A 15,969-nucleotide genomic window follows, 5' to 3' on the forward strand; every position below is an offset into this window, starting at 1 on the left:
CCGACGCATCGTGCCGTGGTGACCCACCGGCGGACCAGGCCCTCATCCTTACTCCTCACCGAACCGAGCGACGAGATGCGAATTAATCCCGTCTGAGTCAAGTTGCCGCGCAACGAGATAGCCCGCTCCCATCCATCCCCGACGAGTCCACTTCCCGAAAGACACCCTGGTACCAGGGGCACCGGACGCCGCGGGCATCATCTTCACCCGCTCCAGTGCCTCCTTAAGACCTCTTGGACTCAAGGGGCGGGCCGCAGCGATGGCGCGTACCAAAGTCGATGCGACGTCGTGGTTTACGACAGGAACGCAATACTGCGGGCGCCTTCCGTAGGCGGCTTCGTACTTATCCAGGAACCGTTGCCCAACGCGGTTCTGTTCGTCGTATTGATCGATCCCCGTCCAATTCATGAACGCGTTCCACATGACCGGATTCATCCAGGCATTCTGGAAGGCGGTGCTGGTGAACCGCGGCGGATCCCACTTCAGCGTCTCGAGGGCGGCGTTGATGAAGACGATGCCGAAGCCGAATCCGCAGTGCACCAGCGCGCTGGGTTTCGCCTCGCACATAATTTCCACGGCTCTGGTGACATCTTGCGCGGTCATCGCCAAAGGCACCTCGGCGACAATGCGTATACCCCTCCGCCGGCATTCGTCCTGGAAGTTCTTGCAGTAGTCGTGACCAGACACCGACTGCTCCACAAAGACTCCGACCTCACGATGCCCGTCCTTTTCGAGAAGGTCGGCCCAGAAGATGGGCTCATCGGTGAGGGAGCCCTGCGGAAACGCGAAAGTCCATTCCCCCAACCAGTCGTCGCTACCGGTGACACTTAGTGCAGGAACCCGGAAACGCTCTTCGATAGCCTCCCTGGTTGGTACACAGTTATCGCTGATGTGCGGCCCGAACACGGCAAGGCATCCCTCGTCGACTAACTCCCCGTAGGCATCGATCACAGCCTTCACTGAGCCTTTGGGAAGCCCCTCGACCTCGCGGTAGATGATCTCGAGCGGGCGGTCGATCACACCCTGTTCGCGCGCCTCGTTGAACACCAAGTCGAAGGGGTCGGTGAGATCCTTTCGCATATCCTCCGGATACACATCCGGAAGGATGAAATCCATGATATAGCCAATCTTTACGGGTTCAGCTGTACTTTCGTAGGACATTTCGCCTCCACAGACGTGATGACATAAGTGCGGGATCGGTGACTCACAGAGCTTCGGGCGAGGTCATCACCTCGCTGACAATTTCGGGCCTCGGCGGCATCACTTGTTGAATCACGGTTCGACTACCAGACCCGACAGATCGTCGTTCGAACGCCAGTCCGCTAAAAGCTTCTCCCATGCGTAGTACCCGAGGCCGTAGGTCTCACCGGTATAGATCCGTGGCCGCAGCTCTCCTTGTTCGTCCGCGACTTCCTGACCGTCGTTGTTGAAATATCCCGGCGTGCATTCCCGGAAGAACGCGGAGGTGTCGACAGCGACTTCGCGGACGTGGTTGACGTACGCATCTTGAGCCGCCAGGCTGGGCTCCACCGCCTGAGCGCCGCGGCTGATCGCTTGGCTGATGATCCATGCGATATGACGGCCCTGGTAGTTGAAGGTCTCAGTGGTTGAGGCGTTGAATCCACCTTGAAAGAAGCCCACATAGAACTGATTTGGGAATCCGTGGGTCATCACACCGTGAAGCGTCCGGAACTCATGCGCCCAATGGTCGTACAGGGATTGACCACCCCGGCCCGATATTTTATTTATCCCCCAACGTCGTTGGAGGTCGCTGGTCACTTCGAACCCGCTTGCGAATATCAGACAGTCAACCTCGTGTTCGGCGGATTCGTGCATGAACCCCCGGGCCGTTATGCGCTCCACGCCTCTGGTGGGAGAAACGTCGAGGAGTCGCACGTTCGGCCTGTTGAACGTCGGATAGAACTCGTCGCTCGACGCGGGCCGCTTGCACATGTGCCGATACCAGGGTTTGAGGATCGCCGCGGTCTCTTTGTCCTTGACCACAGCGTCGACGCGTGCTCGCAAGCGTTCCATGACGCGAAAGTCCATGTCCTCGCGCTTTGCCAGGAATTCCTCGGGCGAACGCGGCCAGCCCGTTTCGTTGAATTCAGCCGTGAGGTTCCTGTTGATCTCTGTCCAGATGTCGCAGATGCGGTCCTGTTCACCCGGTGTCAACCCGTCGATCGCGGCGTGGTGGAAGTTGATCTGGCGTTCGCGCTGCCAGCCCGGCTTTAGTGTCGCAACCCAGGATTGGTCCGTCGGAGTGTTATGGCGTTCATCGACGGTCGAGGGTGTGCGTTGCAGCACGTATAACTGCTTGGCGTGTCTGGCGAGGTAAGGAATTACTTGAATGGCGGAAACGCCGGTACCGACGACTGCCACACGTTTGTCGTTCAGCCTGTCGAGGACCGGTTCGCGCTGGTCCCCGCCGGTGTATTCGTAATCCCAACGGGCCGTATGGAAGATCTTGCCCTGGAAGTCCTCGAGTCCCGGCACATGGGGCACCTTCGGTGTGTTGATCGGGCCCATCGCCATGATGACGAAACGAGCTCGTAGATCGTCACCGCGATCCGTGCTGATACGCCAGCGTTTGATCGATTCGTCCCATCGCAACGCGTTGACGCAGGTGTGAAACAACGCACCTTCGTACAGTCCGAACTTCCTTGCAACGCCTTGGCAATACTCGCGAATCTGCAGACCGTCGGCGAACTTTTTGGAGGGGAAGAACTGCATCTCCTCGAGCAGCGGAAGATAACAGAATGCGTCGTTGTCACATGACAGGCCAGGGTATCTGTTCCAATACCAGACTCCCCCGAAATCACCTGCCTGCTCGATGATTCGGAAATCGGTGATCCCGGCCTTGCGCAAGTGATAACCGGCAAGTACCCCGGCCCAACCACCACCGAGTACGACGACATCCACGTCATCGCTGACCGCCCGGCGCGACACCTCAGGCATGTGCGGGTCGCTGTAGTCAAGTGCCGCAGCATCTTGGAATGCGGGTGCGTACTGCTCCTGGCCGTCGAGGCGGAGTCGGCGATCGCGCTCCTCGCGGTACTTGGTCTTCAAGGACGGGATGTCTACCTCATGTGCGGCAGGCACGTCGGTGGGATCGCAATTCATCGGCTCAGCCCTTTGGTGGTGTGCGGCGCGAACAGTAGCGGAAGACGTTCCATTGCAAGCAAAGCCGCGTTCGGTAGGTACCGGATGTCTTCCATCGGTATCGCCAGGCTGATGTTCTTCATCCGTCTCGCTGTTTGCCTCGCCGCGACCAGCAGTTGCATGCGAGCCAGTGAGATGCCCAAACACAAATGCGCGCCGGCCCCGAACGTCAAACTCTTGCGGATGTTGACTCGACTCGCCTCAAACTGGCGCGGGCACTCGAAGACCGCTTCGTCGTCGTTTGCCGAGGCGAACAGGATGAGCAGATGTGCTCCTTCTGGAAGAGGCGTGTCGCCCAGGGTCACCGGCTTGGTTGTCACACGCGACAGTGCGCGTACCGGTGTCTCGAGCCGCAGCAGTTCCTCGATGAAACGTCCCATCTGTGAATCGTCGTCGGCAGCACTGTAGAACTGCTCAGCGATCGCGCTGTCCGTCGCGACTTTGAAGAGGATGTTGGTGAATGCCGTCGACATCGAGTCATGGGTGTTGATGAGCAGCATCCGCGCGGTTGCCACCAATTCTTCGAAGGTCAGCGGATCTTCGTCTGGTGTGTCGGCTCTGATGATGTCTGAGAGCATGTCGTCTTCGGGTGCCGCCATTCGTTTTCCGACGACCGCAATCAGATAGTTCTGCATCTCACAGAGCTCGTGAGCGGCCCGGATCATGTCCTCACGCGTGTTGGTGAGACTGAATTGCGATAGATAGGCGCTGCCCCAGCGCTTGATCGTGGCCATGTCGAGATCGTCAACCTGTAGTTGTTGCATGCTGAAGGCAATCGCCATCGGCAAGGCCAGGTCGTGCAAACCGTCCGCCCCACCGCGCTCGATGAAACCGTCGATCAGCTCGTCGACGAGCCGCTCGAATTGCGGTTCAAGAGCTTTCATGCGTCGCCTGCCGAACGCCTGCGACAGCAGACGGCGCACGCGGGTGTGGCGCGGTGGGTCGATGTTCGCAACGTCCGGGAAGAAGCCGCCGCCCTCGCGCGCGAGGACCTCCTTCATCTCATCAAGGTGGCCATGGGCCATCTGCCGGTAATAGCCCAGCTCCTGAGAGAAGACGACCGGATCTCGAAGCACCGCCATCAGGTCCTCGTGTCGCGAGACCAAATACATCCCCAGGTCAGTTTCGTAGTGCACCGGGTCCCCGTCACGAAGGGCCCGGTAATAGGGGAAAGGCTTTTCCTGGATAGCCGGGTCAATAAAGGACACGCCCGCAAGGGATTCCAGTCGCTCTTGGCCAGCCGGACATCCGGCGGTCGCATTGGTGCCTCGTGTCGTCACAATCCTGTCCTTCGACATCACTGGTTGGACAGCGCGGTCGCTTGACCGCGGTATCCCTGGGTCAGCCTGTCCCACGTGCGGGGACCTATTCCTCGCTTCCGCAAGTCGGCCTTGATGATGCGTAAAGTCGCCTGGGTCTTTGGTAGGTCGTCGACGAACTCGATATAGCGCGGCACCATGAACCGCGCCATGCGGGACTCAAGGTCCCCGCACAACTCCTCGGGGTCGATGGACGATTCGGAGCGCTTCACAGCGAACAGTAGGATCTCGTCTTCGGCGGTGTCGGCCGGCACTGACACGGCGGCACACTCGACGATGTCCGCATTGCGCAGCACGTCAGCTTCGACCTCGAAAGAGGAGATATTCTCACCCCGACGCCGGATCACGTCCTTGAGTCGGTCGACGAACATGTAATCACCGTCTGCGGTGCGGACGAGCACATCTCCGGTATGGAACCAGCCGTTGCGCCACGCGACCGCCGTGGCGCCATCGTTGTTCAGGTATCCCGCGTTCATCACCCACGGCACGCCGGCACGCACGATGCATTCCCCAGGTGTGCCGTCTGGAACCTCGTAGTCATGCTCATCCACCAGGCGAACCTCGAACCCGGGATACCCGTCCCGCAGGCGACCCACGGTGCGCTCGTTCGTCGGGTTCCACCCGGAACAAATCGCGACACCGCCCTCCGTACTGTTGTAGACGGTGCAAATGCGGGTATCGAATCTCTCGCTGAATTGCCTATAGCAAGCGCCGAGCGGAGCCATGAAGAGATTCTTGAGGGACGTAGTGTCCGTTGGGCTTTCGGGAACCCCCAATAACAGGTCCGCCATCGATCCGACAAGCATGCCAGTCGTGATTCCGAACTCGGACACGTCCTGCCAGAACTTGGTGAGCGCAAATCGCGGCCTCATGACAACACGCGCGCCGACCATGGCCGCGTGGTACGGGATCGACTTCGACCCGAAGTGAGCATGGGATGTGGTGCAGTAGAGGATGTCTGACGAGTCGAGGTCCTCGAAGGGGAACGTGCCCAGGTTGATCGAGTGCAACTGCGCCCATGGCAACTTGACCGCCTTGGAGGGACCCGTCGTACCTGACGTGTAGGTGATGCAGGCAATGTCGTGCGGCTCGGGCTCTCTCATTTGTGATCGAGCCGCGTTGACCTCGCAATTGAGCGCCTCCGGCGTGACGACCGGCAGTTTCGCTCCTGGCTCGTGGTGGTATCCGCCATTGTCGATTACGAGCAATCGCTTGACCGTTGTCAGTTCAGCGGCAACGGCGTCGACGAACGGCAGGTACTGCGCAGCAACTACGAGGAATTCGGGCCGGCAGTTATTGATCGCATATGCGAGCATGCGGCCCCGAAACTCCGGATTCGTTGCGGCATCTATAGCGCCGACGCTCGAGAGGCCAAGCCATACGACCAACGATTCGACGCCCGCGTCGAGGAGAGTGACGACAACGTCACCTGTCTTCACGTCCAGCGCGAGGAAGCGTGCCGCCCAGAGGATCATCGCCTCTTTGAGCTGCTCCCAGGTTGCCGATGCGCCGTCCACCGTATGCAGGAACTCCTTATCGGGATCTGCTTCGGCCATGCGATTCACGATGGCGGGCAGCGTCTCTCGAGAACGCGAGTCAGAATCCCAAGGCATTGCGCACTCCTGCAATGAATTCCGTCGCGTACCTGCCCGATCGTTTCACGCGTATTTCCAGAAGGCCCGCATCATCGTGATCTTGCCTTCTTGGTTGAACGTGAAGTGATCCACGAGGGGGCCGACATGCTGCATCGCACCTTTGCGAGTCACTACGCCGTGCAGAATGGCAATGGCCTCATTCCCGCACACAATCACTTCGCGCTCAAGCCATAGCTTCATGGGACTGAGATCCTCGACCATCTTCCAGAAGGTCGTTCCTATGGCCTCAATGCCGCGAAACGTATCCACTCCCACAGGATCTTCCAGGATGGCGTTGTCATCCCACAGGCCGAGCCAGCCAGCTTTGTCGTGATCGCTGAGAGTCTGGCAGTGCGCGTTAATCGCCGCATTTATCGCTTCGGCATCTGGCATCTCTTCCTCGTTTCGGTCCTTCTTTTGGCACCCCAAAATCGGAACATGTTCGGGTGCAGCGGAGCTCACACTTTGCTGACCTCGTCGTCCCAACCGGTATCGCGCTCGCGCACGGCGGCCCTAACCCCCTTTTCATGGATCAGCCGTAGGTGATGCTCCTTGGCCACTGCGGCCTCAGCGCTGGGAACGTATGGGTCTCGACCTACGTCGACCATCGCGGAAAGCCCCGCCGCTTCGTAGAGGCGATGCGTTCCGCGCTTATTCGCGACCAGGTCACCCATTTCCATACGTGCGATCTGCTCGGCAAAGCACAGTGCTGTCTGTTCTTCCTGGCCCAACGGGACGACCCGATTGACGTAGAACAGTTGTCGGGCCGTTTGCGCATCCATCCAGCCGCCGGTCATCCACAGCTGCTTCATTACTCGGATGGGAAAATGAAAGGGCATCAACGCGTAAGGGCCGTAGGGCGCCCCAACCCCGACTCGAGATTCCTCCCAACTGAACCGCGAGTTATCGGCTGCGATCACGACGTCAGCGGCCAGGAGAAAGGTATTGGCGTGGGGTCCTACATAACCTTTCGTTGCGACGACCAACCCCTTGGAGAAGCGCCAGGGCGGAAGAAGGTCTCCCGTGTGGACCCAGTACTTGCCTTGGATCGTCGCCGGCTCCTGATCGCCTATAGTCTCGGCAGCCACTTGTTGAACATCGTGACCGGATGAGAAGTTTGCGCCCTCAGCAGTGAGCACGACACATCTGACGTCGGCCATGCGATCACAGTCCGCGAGAACTGAGTAGAACTCGTTCTCCATGGTGCTATTGATCGCGTTCATCTTCTCGGGCCGATTCAACCGAACCGTCACGATGCGCGCGCGCCGTTCCACCTTGACGCAGGTCATTGCGGCCCAATGCCCTTCAGGCAATACGTGTTCTCCTAACGGTCTGTGGCCATGCAATTGATGACCTGTCGAAGTCAGCCACGTGGAAGGCCGAGTACTTTTTGCGCGATGATGTTCCGCTGAATCTCTGATGTACCTCCGGCGATGGTGGCCGCGATCCCGCGGGTGTACCGCTCGAATCTGCTGGCGAAATACTCGTCGGGGTTCATAGGTTGGTATCGCTCGGTTAATGGATGGCGCAGCCCGTCGATGCCGGCTGTGCTCAGTGTCAGTTCGGCAGCGCGCATTTCGGCTTCAGAGCCAAGAAGCTTAAGCACTGATACGGAGGCGGTGTCGATCTCTCCGCGGGCGGCACGAGCCAATGCCGCCGATCCAATCGACCGAAGCGCGTGGTAGTCGATGACTGTGGACGCGAACCGATCACGCTCAACTTCTGTGCGGGGACGACAGTCGGCCATGAGGTTGTCGATCCGGTCGGCAAGCATCACCCACATCATCGTGCGCTCATGTCCGAGTGACCCATTGGCCACTGCCCATCCCTGGTTCAACCCTCCCAGGAGGTTCTCCGCGGGAACTCGAACATCGGTGAAAAACACCTCATTGAAGTCGAGGTTGTCCTGACTGGCGATATCTGCGAAGGGGCGACACACCACGCCTTCGGTACTCGTCGGAATTATCAGCGCCGAAATGCCCTTGTGCTTGGGGGCATCCGGATCTGTGCGAACGAAGGTCAGCAGGAAATCGGCATCGTGGGCGCCAGACGTCCATACTTTCTGGCCGTTGACCACGAATTCGTCACCGTCTCGGACGGCGCGCGTTCGCAGGGACGCGAGGTCGGAACCCGCGCTGGGCTCACTCATTCCGAGCGAAGCGGTCATTTCGGCGCGAAGGACCGGAATCGCCCAGCGCTGTTGCTGCTCGCGGGTTCCGAACGTAATCAACGATGCAGCAACAATATTGACGCCCTGTGGGTTGAAGCTGTGATAGATGCGTCGTCGGCACAGTTCATCTAAGTGGACGAATTGCTGAAGCACACTCGCGTTACGACCGCCGAACTCGGGGGGCTGTGCGGGGAGTAGCCAGCCGTTGTCAAACAGCAGGCGCTGCCAGTTCCTGGCCCAGGTTGGCATATGCGAGACCGACCGCGGCCGTTCGAATGTTTCGGCTTCGGTGGGCAGGTTGTCGTCGAGAAATGCGGCGAACTCTGCCCGGAACGATTCGACATCTTGATCAAAAGTCAGCCGCACGATACTCCCTGGCGATGAGCGCGCGATGCTCTGTGGCGTCGCCGAGCATCAGTTCCCCCGCCTTCGCGCGTTTGATGGCGAATTGCAGGTCGTTTTCCCATGTGAACCCCATGGCGCCAAAGCACTGCAATCCGTGCTGAACGACAAGCGATTGCGCTTCCCCCGCTGCAGCTTTCGCCATCGCGGCGAACAGGCGGCGACGCGGATCAGAAGCGGCGATGGTGAGTGCCGAGAGGTATGACAATGCTCGCGCCCGCTCGATCGCCACATGCATGTCCGCGGCCTTATGTTGGAGCGCTTGAAACGACCCGATCGGTACCCCGAACTGGTAGCGCTGCTTAAGGTGTTCCAGAACCATGTCGACTATGCGTTGACACGCGCCAACAATTGTGATCGCCATTCCGGTCAGCGCAATGTGCCATGCCCGCTCGGTGTCTGATGCGATCCGGTTCTCATCGCCGACATGGACTTCCTTAAAGCGTAGGTCCGCGAGGTGCAGCACGGGATCGATAGCTGAGACGCGACGAGATATCACGGCTTTCGCCTCGACAACGAACACACCGGCGGGAGTAACCACGGCGAGTTGGTCGGCACGGTCTGCGTCCAGGACGTAACGAGCTGTACCTTCGAGAACCCAGCCGGCGCGATCCCTGCATGCCGTGACACCGCTGTACACCGCGGCGCCAGCGCCATCCAGCGCGCCGCGGTCGCCGACCAAAGGTGCGAACTGGGTCGTTGTGGCCAAGAAAGGCGTTGGATCACTCGCGCGCCCGAGTTCTTCGAGCAGGAGTGTGAGCTCAACCAAGCTTTCAGCGCTGGTGAGCTCCGTCCAGCCTTGGTCGATGTACCACTGCCATAGGTCGCCGCCGTCGGCGCCGGCCTCAGCGATCGCCCGGACCAGCGACGGTGGGCACCGTTTGGTCAGCGCCCCCCGGACCGTCTCGCGCCAAAGGCGCTGGTCATCATCGAGCTCAAGAAGCAACTGGGTCCTATCTTGTCCGAGAATGTCTGGCGAGAATCTAATTCTCGTACCGCGCAAGTCTAGGTTGACGGATCTTGACAATCAAGATGTGCAGGATAGAACATCGGAAGTTATCGGATCTTGGCGATGACGCCGGGAAGAAGGGAATCACCACCCAAGAGGCCGTCGAGCAGCCCCATGCGTCGCTTCGGGCCACCACGCGGCACCTATGCGCGACGAGGACGGCAAGCGTGGGGCCGCGGCGTCGTCAACGTCCATCGCTGAGCAGGAGCACACAATGGTCAAGAAGTCGACCACAACAGATCCCACTTCGCCGAAAGTCGAGCTCGATCTATCCGATGTCGACCACCGGGTCGGCAAACCCGTCGGCGGCGGCCAGCTGTGGGATCCCTGTAGTTCCTCCGACATTCGTCGCTGGGTGATGGCGATGGACTATCCGAATCCGATCCATTGGGATGAGCAATTCGCGCGGGCGTCCAAGTTCGGGGGCATCATCGCGCCGCAGTCCATCGCGGTTGCCCTTGACTACGGGCACGGCGCAGCACCCGCGTGCGTGGGGCACATTCCGAACAGCCACCTGATCTTTGGGGGTGAGGAATGGTGGTTCTACGGATGCCCCGTCCGGCCAGGCGACCAATTGTTCCAAGAACGGCGGTTCCACGACTACAAGGTTGTGGAGACCAAATTCGCTGGGCCCACGATGTTTTCGCGCGGAGACACCACCCATATTAACCAGAACGGCGTTCTGGTTGCCCGCGAACGCTCGACGGGGATCCGCTATCTGTATGACGAGGCGAGGAAACGCGGGATGTTCGAAAGCCAGCTCGGCGACATCAAGCAATGGACACAGCTCGAGCTGGAAGAAGTGGAAAGACTGCGTCGAGACTGGCTGGAATCCAACCGGATGGGTGTTTCGCCGCACTTTGACGAGGTCAAGGTGGGTGACACGCTACCGCGGCGGGTTATCGGTCCGCACAGCATCGCTAGCTTCACCACCGAGTACCGGGCCTTCATCTTCAATATCTGGGGGGCGTTCCGGTGGGTTGCACCGGTTGACGTCGACGATCCGTGGGTCCATCAGGATCCTGGTTTTGGCAAGGAATTTGCTTTCGACGAGGAAGACGCGAAGGTCGATCCCCGCAAGCGCGACGGACTCTATCTCGGCCCGTCACGTGGTCATATCGACGCCGACCGGGCCACCGAGGTGGGGATGGCGCGCGCCTACGGCTACGGCGCAACGATGGGCGCCTGGTGCACCGACTACCTCGCCTACTGGGCCGGCAATGACGGAATGGTCCGGCACACCAAGGCCGACTTCCGCGGACCCGCGTTCGAGGGCGACGTCACCTACTTCGACGCCGAGGTCATCGGCAAGGAAAAGGAATCCGCATGGGCGGTGCCACTTGTTCAGGTCAAGTTGCGACTCAGCAACCAGAATGACGAGGAACTCGTCGCCTGCACGGCCGAGATCGAGCTACCGGTGTAGCGAGGCCAGTGAATAGATGAATTCTGGTGCTGCGGAATCCCTTTCAATCGCATATGGCCCGCCACTGAGCGAAGAGCCGGGGCTTGGCACGCTCACGCTTCCGGGCTTTCTGCGCGACGTGACATCGACCTACGGCGACCGAGAAGCGCTCGTCTTTCGTACTGCCAAGGACGAAATTCGTTGGACGTATTCCGAGCTGTGGGAGAGAGCAGTTGAAGTGGCATGCGCGTTGCGTGCCTGTGGCGTTGGCAAAGACACTCGGGTCGGCGTCTTGATGACCAACCGTCCGCAGTGGATTTCGGCCGTTTTCGGCGTCTCGCTCGCCGGTGGGGTGGCGGTGACACTTAGCACGTTCTCGACCGCGTCGGAGCTCGGATATTTACTCAGGTCTTCAAGTGCCGCCATGCTGCTGTTTGAGCGAAGCGTGCTGAAGACCGACTTCGTGACCGTCTTGTCCGAGCTGGAGCCCGCGATTTGCACGATGGCTCCAGGAGCGCTGCAGTCCGAAAGGTTCCCATTCCTCCGTCATCTCGCAACGGTCGGAGAAGCACCGACCGGGATCGACTCATGGGAGAACTTCCTCGCCCGTGGTCGCGGCGAACCGCGGGAACTGGTACACGCGACAGCTGAAGCAGTGCGTCCGAGTGATGCTGCAGTGGTGTTCTTTTCGTCAGGATCCACAAGCAAACCCAAGGGCATCATGAGCGCCCACCGCGGCGTAGCCATCCAAATGTGGCGCTTCAGAAGGATGTGCGGGTTCAGCCGTGACGACAACGTCCGTTGCTGGTCGGCGAACGGCTTCTTCTGGTCCGGCAATTTCGTGATGTCACTTGGCGCCACGCTCGCCGCCGGTGGTTCGCTGGTACTGCAACCAACATTTGACGCCGCGGATGCGCTAGAGCTGATGGTCGCGGAGCGCGTGAACTATCCGTTCGCCTGGCCACATCAATGGGCGCAAATCGAAAGCTTGCCCAACTGGCTCGAGGTGGACTTGAGGAGCATGCGGTTCGCCGACTCCAAGACAGCGATCGCTCGTCATCCGGCGGTGTCCGCCGAACTGTCCTTCCCAGAACACGCCTACGGCAACACCGAAACATTCACGTTCTCAACGGGATTTGGAGTCGACACATCGCGTGAGGCACACGCCGACAGCTGGGGGATGCCGCTGCCGGGCGTGACAGTAAAGATTGTGAATCCACTCACCGGACAAGTGATTTCGCGGTACGCAAGCGGCGAGATCTGCGTTAAAGGGCCCACACTGATGCTGGGCTATCTGGGTACACCGCTGGACGAGACGCTCGACGCGGAGGGGTTCTTCCGCACCGGTGACGGCGGGCATCTCGACGACGCCGACCGGCTGTTCTGGGAAGGCCGGCTCACCGAAATCATCAAGACGGGCGGCGCGAATGTCTCACCGCTGGAAGTCGACGATGCGCTGGCGAAGCATCCCGCGGTGAAGCTGACCAAAACCGTTGGCCTGCCGCATGACACACTCGGCGAAATCGTTGTCACCTGTGTCGTGCCGCACGACAGCGCCAGAGTCGAACCCGACGAGATTCGCAAATATTTGCGCGAACGGCTGGCCAGCTACAAGGTGCCGCGCCACGTGCTGTTCTTCTGCGAAGAAGAGATTGCGCTGACAGGCAGCAACAAGATCAAGTCCGACGAGCTTCGAGATCTCGCCGCAAAGCGACTGTCGGTCATATGAGCCTAATGAAGCTGCGTCGGTAGCGTTTTGGTGAGCGGGGCGGGAATAGCCGCGTACCGATGACCGGTAGTGCGCCTAATTTATTGCCGACTGCTTGCCAACGGCAGAGTCATCCGCACGCGTTGCCGCCGGGGGGAGGATTGCTTGGCGACACCAGGACCACACAACCTCTTCGGTCAGGGCAGTCTCATCCATCCCACCGTGCAACGCGTTGTACTGGCCCAGCGAAGTGAGGGTGGAGCCCAATAGCGACGTCAGTTGCTTCACGGTGAGGTCGTTTCGAACGAGGCCTGCTTGCGAACATGCAGTCAAAATCTCTGTCAACAGCTTTCGGTGCGGTTCCCATACTTTCGCAAACGCTTCCGGATTATCCAGTTCAAGGCTCAAGTTATAGATAAGCACAAGACGACCGCCTACTTCTTGCGATGAGCCGGGACGGGACAGCACTCCCCTGCACCATGCCTCCAGCTGCCCCATCGGGCCTTCTGCCGCCTCGACTTTTTCCCTTATCGCTTCGGTGAATTGAGCAGTGACGTCTTCGTATAAGGCCAACAGAAGTTCGTCCTTGCCGGCGAAGTGCTGATAGAAGGTCCTTACGCTGAGGTTCGCACGATCGGCCAGTGTCTGTAACGTGAAACTCGCTTGCCCGGATTCTTGGACCAGCTCTAGCGCCGTCGCCATAAACCGCGTGCTACGAGCAACCGCTAAAGCCCGCGCATCGCCGAGCCGACGCTCAATTGCTCGTTCCTGCCACGTGCGGCCCTGATCGCTGTCCTCATTTGAGGTTCGCGGGCGACGGTTGTCGATTTTGTCCTTCACTGAGGGCAATATACCGCCGATTCACCTGTGACCAGCCGCGTATTCCTGACTGCCCGAGCGCCCACGCGGAATCCTCCCGGTCGGGCTGTTCCAGCGCAACGGGGCAGGACCGACGTACCCACATGGTCGGTTGCCCACCGCTCGATATCGGCCTGCTCCTGTGCACAGACCTTGGCGTACTGTCCCGCCAACGTGGAAACAAGCGGGTTTTGACCACTGATCGTCCAGCAGCCGGACAGGTGCCCACGCGCTCCGGCCGCGAGATAGCCGCGCGCGTAGCCATCGGCGTGGCTGCCGAGCCAAGTCAGGTAGCCGGTGTCGTCGTCGCGGAAATCGCGCGCCCTCATCCCTGCACCGTTATGCGACGTCGGATGAGGGCTCGCCCAAGTAACGGTAGATCGTGGCGCGAGAGACGCCCAACATCTTCGCGATTTCGCTGGCGGCAGTGCCCTTATCGCGCACGCTGCATGTTCTGTTGTGGAGCTGCCGGGAATCGAACCCGTTTCGGGCTGCTGGTCTCTGAGCCGAACCGGCACTGACCTGCGGAATGACATAGAGCGTGATTCACCAGAATTGACCTCTCTGGACACTGAGTGTGCCCAGAATGTGCCCAGCCGGGTGCTGGCTCTACAGCTCACGACTCAGACTTCGGCTGCGTCGGAGTCGTCTCCGGGTCAACGATCGGAACGTCTATCCACCTGCGGCGTGGACCGGCCTTGAACTGCGGAAAGAGACGCCGTTTGAGAGTCTCTGGGATTCTTGGGTCTGCGTGTCAACCTCGCCGGCAAACCGCGGAAACCGACCCGGGAGCGCGATATGCCGGTCAGCTTTGCCGATCCGTCCAGCTGACCTAAGCACGCCATCGCGTTAACTCAAATCACCCGTCGCAGCGAGGCCGCAGCGTCAACCACAGCTGGATGTGTGAGGTCTAACTCGTCGACTGCCAGAGCGGCCGGAGTCACCCCCCATAGACCCATGACACGCCAGTGCGAACGATGAAAACTCCACCATTCAACACCGGACCAAAGCTGATCGCCCTTGTAGTTGCATTCTTCGTACACGCTTAGCGCCCATCGCTGGGTCGCGGCGCGGTTACGCTCGACGATCTGCGTTGGTCGCAGACCCCTTTCATGCAAGGCGAACGCATGGTCAAGATTCAGCACGGAAAGATCATCGGGGGCTTGATATATTCCGAGAGCTTTTTTCGCACCAGCGAGAAAAGGAACATCAAACATTGAATTGCGCCATTCCGTGATATCTCCGAAAACCTCACCTATTGCGCCAGAGGCGTCGCGAGCTAGGTACCAGACGGTGTACCGGTCAGGATTATCGATGCGCCCTTTGCCCTGCGCGGGTCCGTGTATATAGCCGGGATGGCCGGGGGTACCGACGGCAGCTGCCGGCTTGTAGGCGAAAACCCTGTACAGCAGCACTAGCCGAACAAGCTCCAGGTCGTTGCGTAAGCTGCATCGACAACGGTCCTGCTGCCCTCCATGACCAGCACGTCGATTGGTCGAGCCCCGTTGAGAAAGGCATTCGGAGACCGCAGCCAATCCACGGCTGAGTCGAAAGACCAATTCTCTGTTGCGCCCTCGAGCACCCCGCGCGTCTCCATAGCGAAAGTTTCGAGCGCGGATTGCTCGTCACCGCCGCGCTGCTTTATCGCGCTATCTATGACAACCTGCGCCCGATGCTCACCGCCCGCCGCTTGTATAAACAACGGAAGACTCAATGTCTCTAATGGTGACATGTCATGCGTAAGACCAATCAAAATCTCGCGCAAGTCAACTGGGACTGGATCGAGTGAAGGATCGTAGAAAAATAATGGCGTTGAGGAGGATGCCATCTGTCCTCTTAACTCGGCAATATATTTGTCGAGAAGAAATTGGGTAGAGAATGTGTCCCGCCTCCCCGCGACCACGATCGCCGCGACACTGAAGTGCGTTGCGTCGTCCCAATCGTCCCTGTGCCATACCGGGAGCTGAGGTTCGTCCGAAGGCGGCCTAATGATTAAAATGGCAGTTTGTATGGGATAGCGCGCGTCTAAGTCATCGGTGACGAGGAGAAGCGGTGCGCTTCTCTTCAGCGCGTCGGATACCGCTGTCTCCGGGCCCGACTCGCCGACTGTTTCTGTCAGCCGCAGAAATGCCACAGCCATGATGCCGATGCTGGTCTTCACGCGACCGGATGTCCAGTCGATGGCTATACATCCAACCTCATGCCGGGACAGAGCCCGACTCGGTAGTCCTAGGAGCCTGGTTGCCAGCCGGGCAGCTTCAAAGGATTCGGCAAACGGTTCCCGTCTTGCAAACGGGGATAAGTT

Annotated in this window: 15 protein-coding genes; 2 read left to right on the forward strand and 13 right to left on the reverse strand. The window is 59.7% G+C overall.

What is annotated here, in order from left to right:
- Positions 1–48: 48 nt before the first annotated feature.
- The 8 genes from A9W99_RS16805 to A9W99_RS16840 form a co-directional block, all read right to left on the reverse strand.
- Positions 49–1,161, reverse strand: a complete 1,113-nt coding sequence (locus A9W99_RS16805) for an ABC transporter substrate-binding protein (RefSeq protein WP_067380249.1) — start codon at positions 1,159–1,161, stop codon at positions 49–51.
- A gap of 111 nt (positions 1,162–1,272) precedes the next feature.
- Complete coding sequence (locus tag A9W99_RS16810; protein WP_067380251.1) at positions 1,273–3,123, reverse strand: NAD(P)/FAD-dependent oxidoreductase; 1,851 nt, start codon at positions 3,121–3,123, stop codon at positions 1,273–1,275.
- Positions 3,120–4,460, reverse strand: a complete 1,341-nt coding sequence (locus A9W99_RS16815) for a cytochrome P450 (protein ID WP_067380254.1) — start codon at positions 4,458–4,460, stop codon at positions 3,120–3,122. Before A9W99_RS16815 ends, A9W99_RS16810 begins: the two co-directional genes overlap by 4 nt.
- Positions 4,460–6,037 carry an AMP-binding protein gene (locus A9W99_RS16820; protein ID WP_172828892.1) on the reverse strand — a complete coding sequence of 526 codons (1,578 nt, stop codon included), beginning with the start codon at positions 6,035–6,037 and terminating at the stop codon, positions 4,460–4,462. Before A9W99_RS16820 ends, A9W99_RS16815 begins: the two co-directional genes overlap by 1 nt.
- Positions 6,038–6,139: 102 nt before the next feature.
- Positions 6,140–6,508 (reverse strand): nuclear transport factor 2 family protein, encoded by a 369-nt coding sequence (locus A9W99_RS16825; RefSeq protein ID WP_156623139.1) that lies wholly within the window; start codon positions 6,506–6,508, stop codon positions 6,140–6,142.
- 65 nt (positions 6,509–6,573) lie between these two features.
- The gene (locus A9W99_RS16830; RefSeq protein ID WP_156623140.1) at positions 6,574–7,428 is read right to left on the reverse strand and encodes an enoyl-CoA hydratase/isomerase family protein; all 855 of its coding nucleotides are present in this window, start codon (positions 7,426–7,428) and stop codon (positions 6,574–6,576) included.
- A 50-nt stretch (positions 7,429–7,478) separates the two neighbouring features.
- A complete protein-coding gene (locus tag A9W99_RS16835; RefSeq protein ID WP_067380267.1) occupies positions 7,479–8,651 on the reverse strand; it encodes an acyl-CoA dehydrogenase family protein in 1,173 nt (390 codons plus the stop codon).
- The gene (locus tag A9W99_RS16840) at positions 8,635–9,633 is read right to left on the reverse strand and encodes an acyl-CoA dehydrogenase family protein (RefSeq protein WP_067380270.1); all 999 of its coding nucleotides are present in this window, start codon (positions 9,631–9,633) and stop codon (positions 8,635–8,637) included. Before A9W99_RS16840 ends, A9W99_RS16835 begins: the two co-directional genes overlap by 17 nt.
- Positions 9,634–9,841: 208 nt before the next feature.
- Between A9W99_RS16840 and A9W99_RS16845 the strand changes: the two genes are divergently transcribed.
- Positions 9,842–11,119: a MaoC family dehydratase N-terminal domain-containing protein gene (locus A9W99_RS16845; RefSeq protein ID WP_253869937.1), complete on the forward strand. Its 1,278-nt coding sequence runs from the start codon at positions 9,842–9,844 to the stop codon at positions 11,117–11,119.
- A gap of 16 nt (positions 11,120–11,135) precedes the next feature.
- Positions 11,136–12,827 (forward strand): class I adenylate-forming enzyme family protein, encoded by a 1,692-nt coding sequence (locus A9W99_RS16850; protein ID WP_067380273.1) that lies wholly within the window; start codon positions 11,136–11,138, stop codon positions 12,825–12,827.
- 75 nt (positions 12,828–12,902) lie between these two features.
- Here the strand turns inward: A9W99_RS16850 and A9W99_RS16855 are convergent, their stop codons facing one another.
- The 5 genes from A9W99_RS16855 to A9W99_RS27325 all read right to left on the reverse strand — a co-directional run bounded on the left by A9W99_RS16855 (position 12,903) and on the right by A9W99_RS27325 (position 15,825).
- Positions 12,903–13,634 (reverse strand): TetR/AcrR family transcriptional regulator, encoded by a 732-nt coding sequence (locus tag A9W99_RS16855; protein WP_253869984.1) that lies wholly within the window; start codon positions 13,632–13,634, stop codon positions 12,903–12,905.
- A gap of 8 nt (positions 13,635–13,642) precedes the next feature.
- Positions 13,643–13,993, reverse strand: a complete 351-nt coding sequence (locus A9W99_RS16860) for a hypothetical protein (RefSeq protein ID WP_067380279.1) — start codon at positions 13,991–13,993, stop codon at positions 13,643–13,645.
- A 10-nt stretch (positions 13,994–14,003) separates the two neighbouring features.
- Entirely contained in the window at positions 14,004–14,108 is a 105-nt protein-coding gene (locus A9W99_RS27565) for a helix-turn-helix domain-containing protein (protein WP_082930048.1), read from the reverse strand.
- Positions 14,109–14,518: 410 nt separating this feature from the next.
- Positions 14,519–15,079: an RES family NAD+ phosphorylase gene (locus tag A9W99_RS26150; RefSeq protein ID WP_082930049.1), complete on the reverse strand. Its 561-nt coding sequence runs from the start codon at positions 15,077–15,079 to the stop codon at positions 14,519–14,521.
- The gene (locus A9W99_RS27325) at positions 15,079–15,825 is read right to left on the reverse strand and encodes an antitoxin Xre/MbcA/ParS toxin-binding domain-containing protein (RefSeq protein WP_067380283.1); all 747 of its coding nucleotides are present in this window, start codon (positions 15,823–15,825) and stop codon (positions 15,079–15,081) included. The genes A9W99_RS26150 and A9W99_RS27325 overlap by 1 nt, the downstream gene beginning before the upstream one ends.
- Positions 15,826–15,969 lie beyond the last annotated feature (144 nt).

Origin of the sequence: Mycobacterium sp. 1164966.3 (assembly GCF_001665395.1) — a bacterium.
In the GTDB taxonomy this organism is placed as follows: domain Bacteria; phylum Actinomycetota; class Actinomycetes; order Mycobacteriales; family Mycobacteriaceae; genus Mycobacterium.

Excerpts from the sequence above, each read along its gene's own strand:
- A9W99_RS16805 (WP_067380249.1), bottom strand. The coding sequence starts at position 1,161 with ATGTCCTACGAAAGTACAGCTGAACCCGTAAAGATTGGCTATATCATG.
- A9W99_RS16810 (WP_067380251.1), bottom strand. The coding sequence starts at position 3,123 with ATGAATTGCGATCCCACCGACGTGCCTGCCGCACATGAGGTAGACATC.
- A9W99_RS16815 (WP_067380254.1), bottom strand. The coding sequence starts at position 4,460 with ATGTCGAAGGACAGGATTGTGACGACACGAGGCACCAATGCGACCGCC.
- A9W99_RS16820 (WP_172828892.1), bottom strand. The coding sequence starts at position 6,037 with ATGGCCGAAGCAGATCCCGATAAGGAGTTCCTGCATACGGTGGACGGC.
- A9W99_RS16825 (WP_156623139.1), bottom strand. The coding sequence starts at position 6,508 with ATGCCAGATGCCGAAGCGATAAATGCGGCGATTAACGCGCACTGCCAG.
- A9W99_RS16845 (WP_253869937.1), top strand. The coding sequence starts at position 9,842 with ATGCGCGACGAGGACGGCAAGCGTGGGGCCGCGGCGTCGTCAACGTCC.
- A9W99_RS16850 (WP_067380273.1), top strand. The coding sequence starts at position 11,136 with ATGAATTCTGGTGCTGCGGAATCCCTTTCAATCGCATATGGCCCGCCA.
- A9W99_RS16860 (WP_067380279.1), bottom strand. The coding sequence starts at position 13,993 with ATGAGGGCGCGCGATTTCCGCGACGACGACACCGGCTACCTGACTTGG.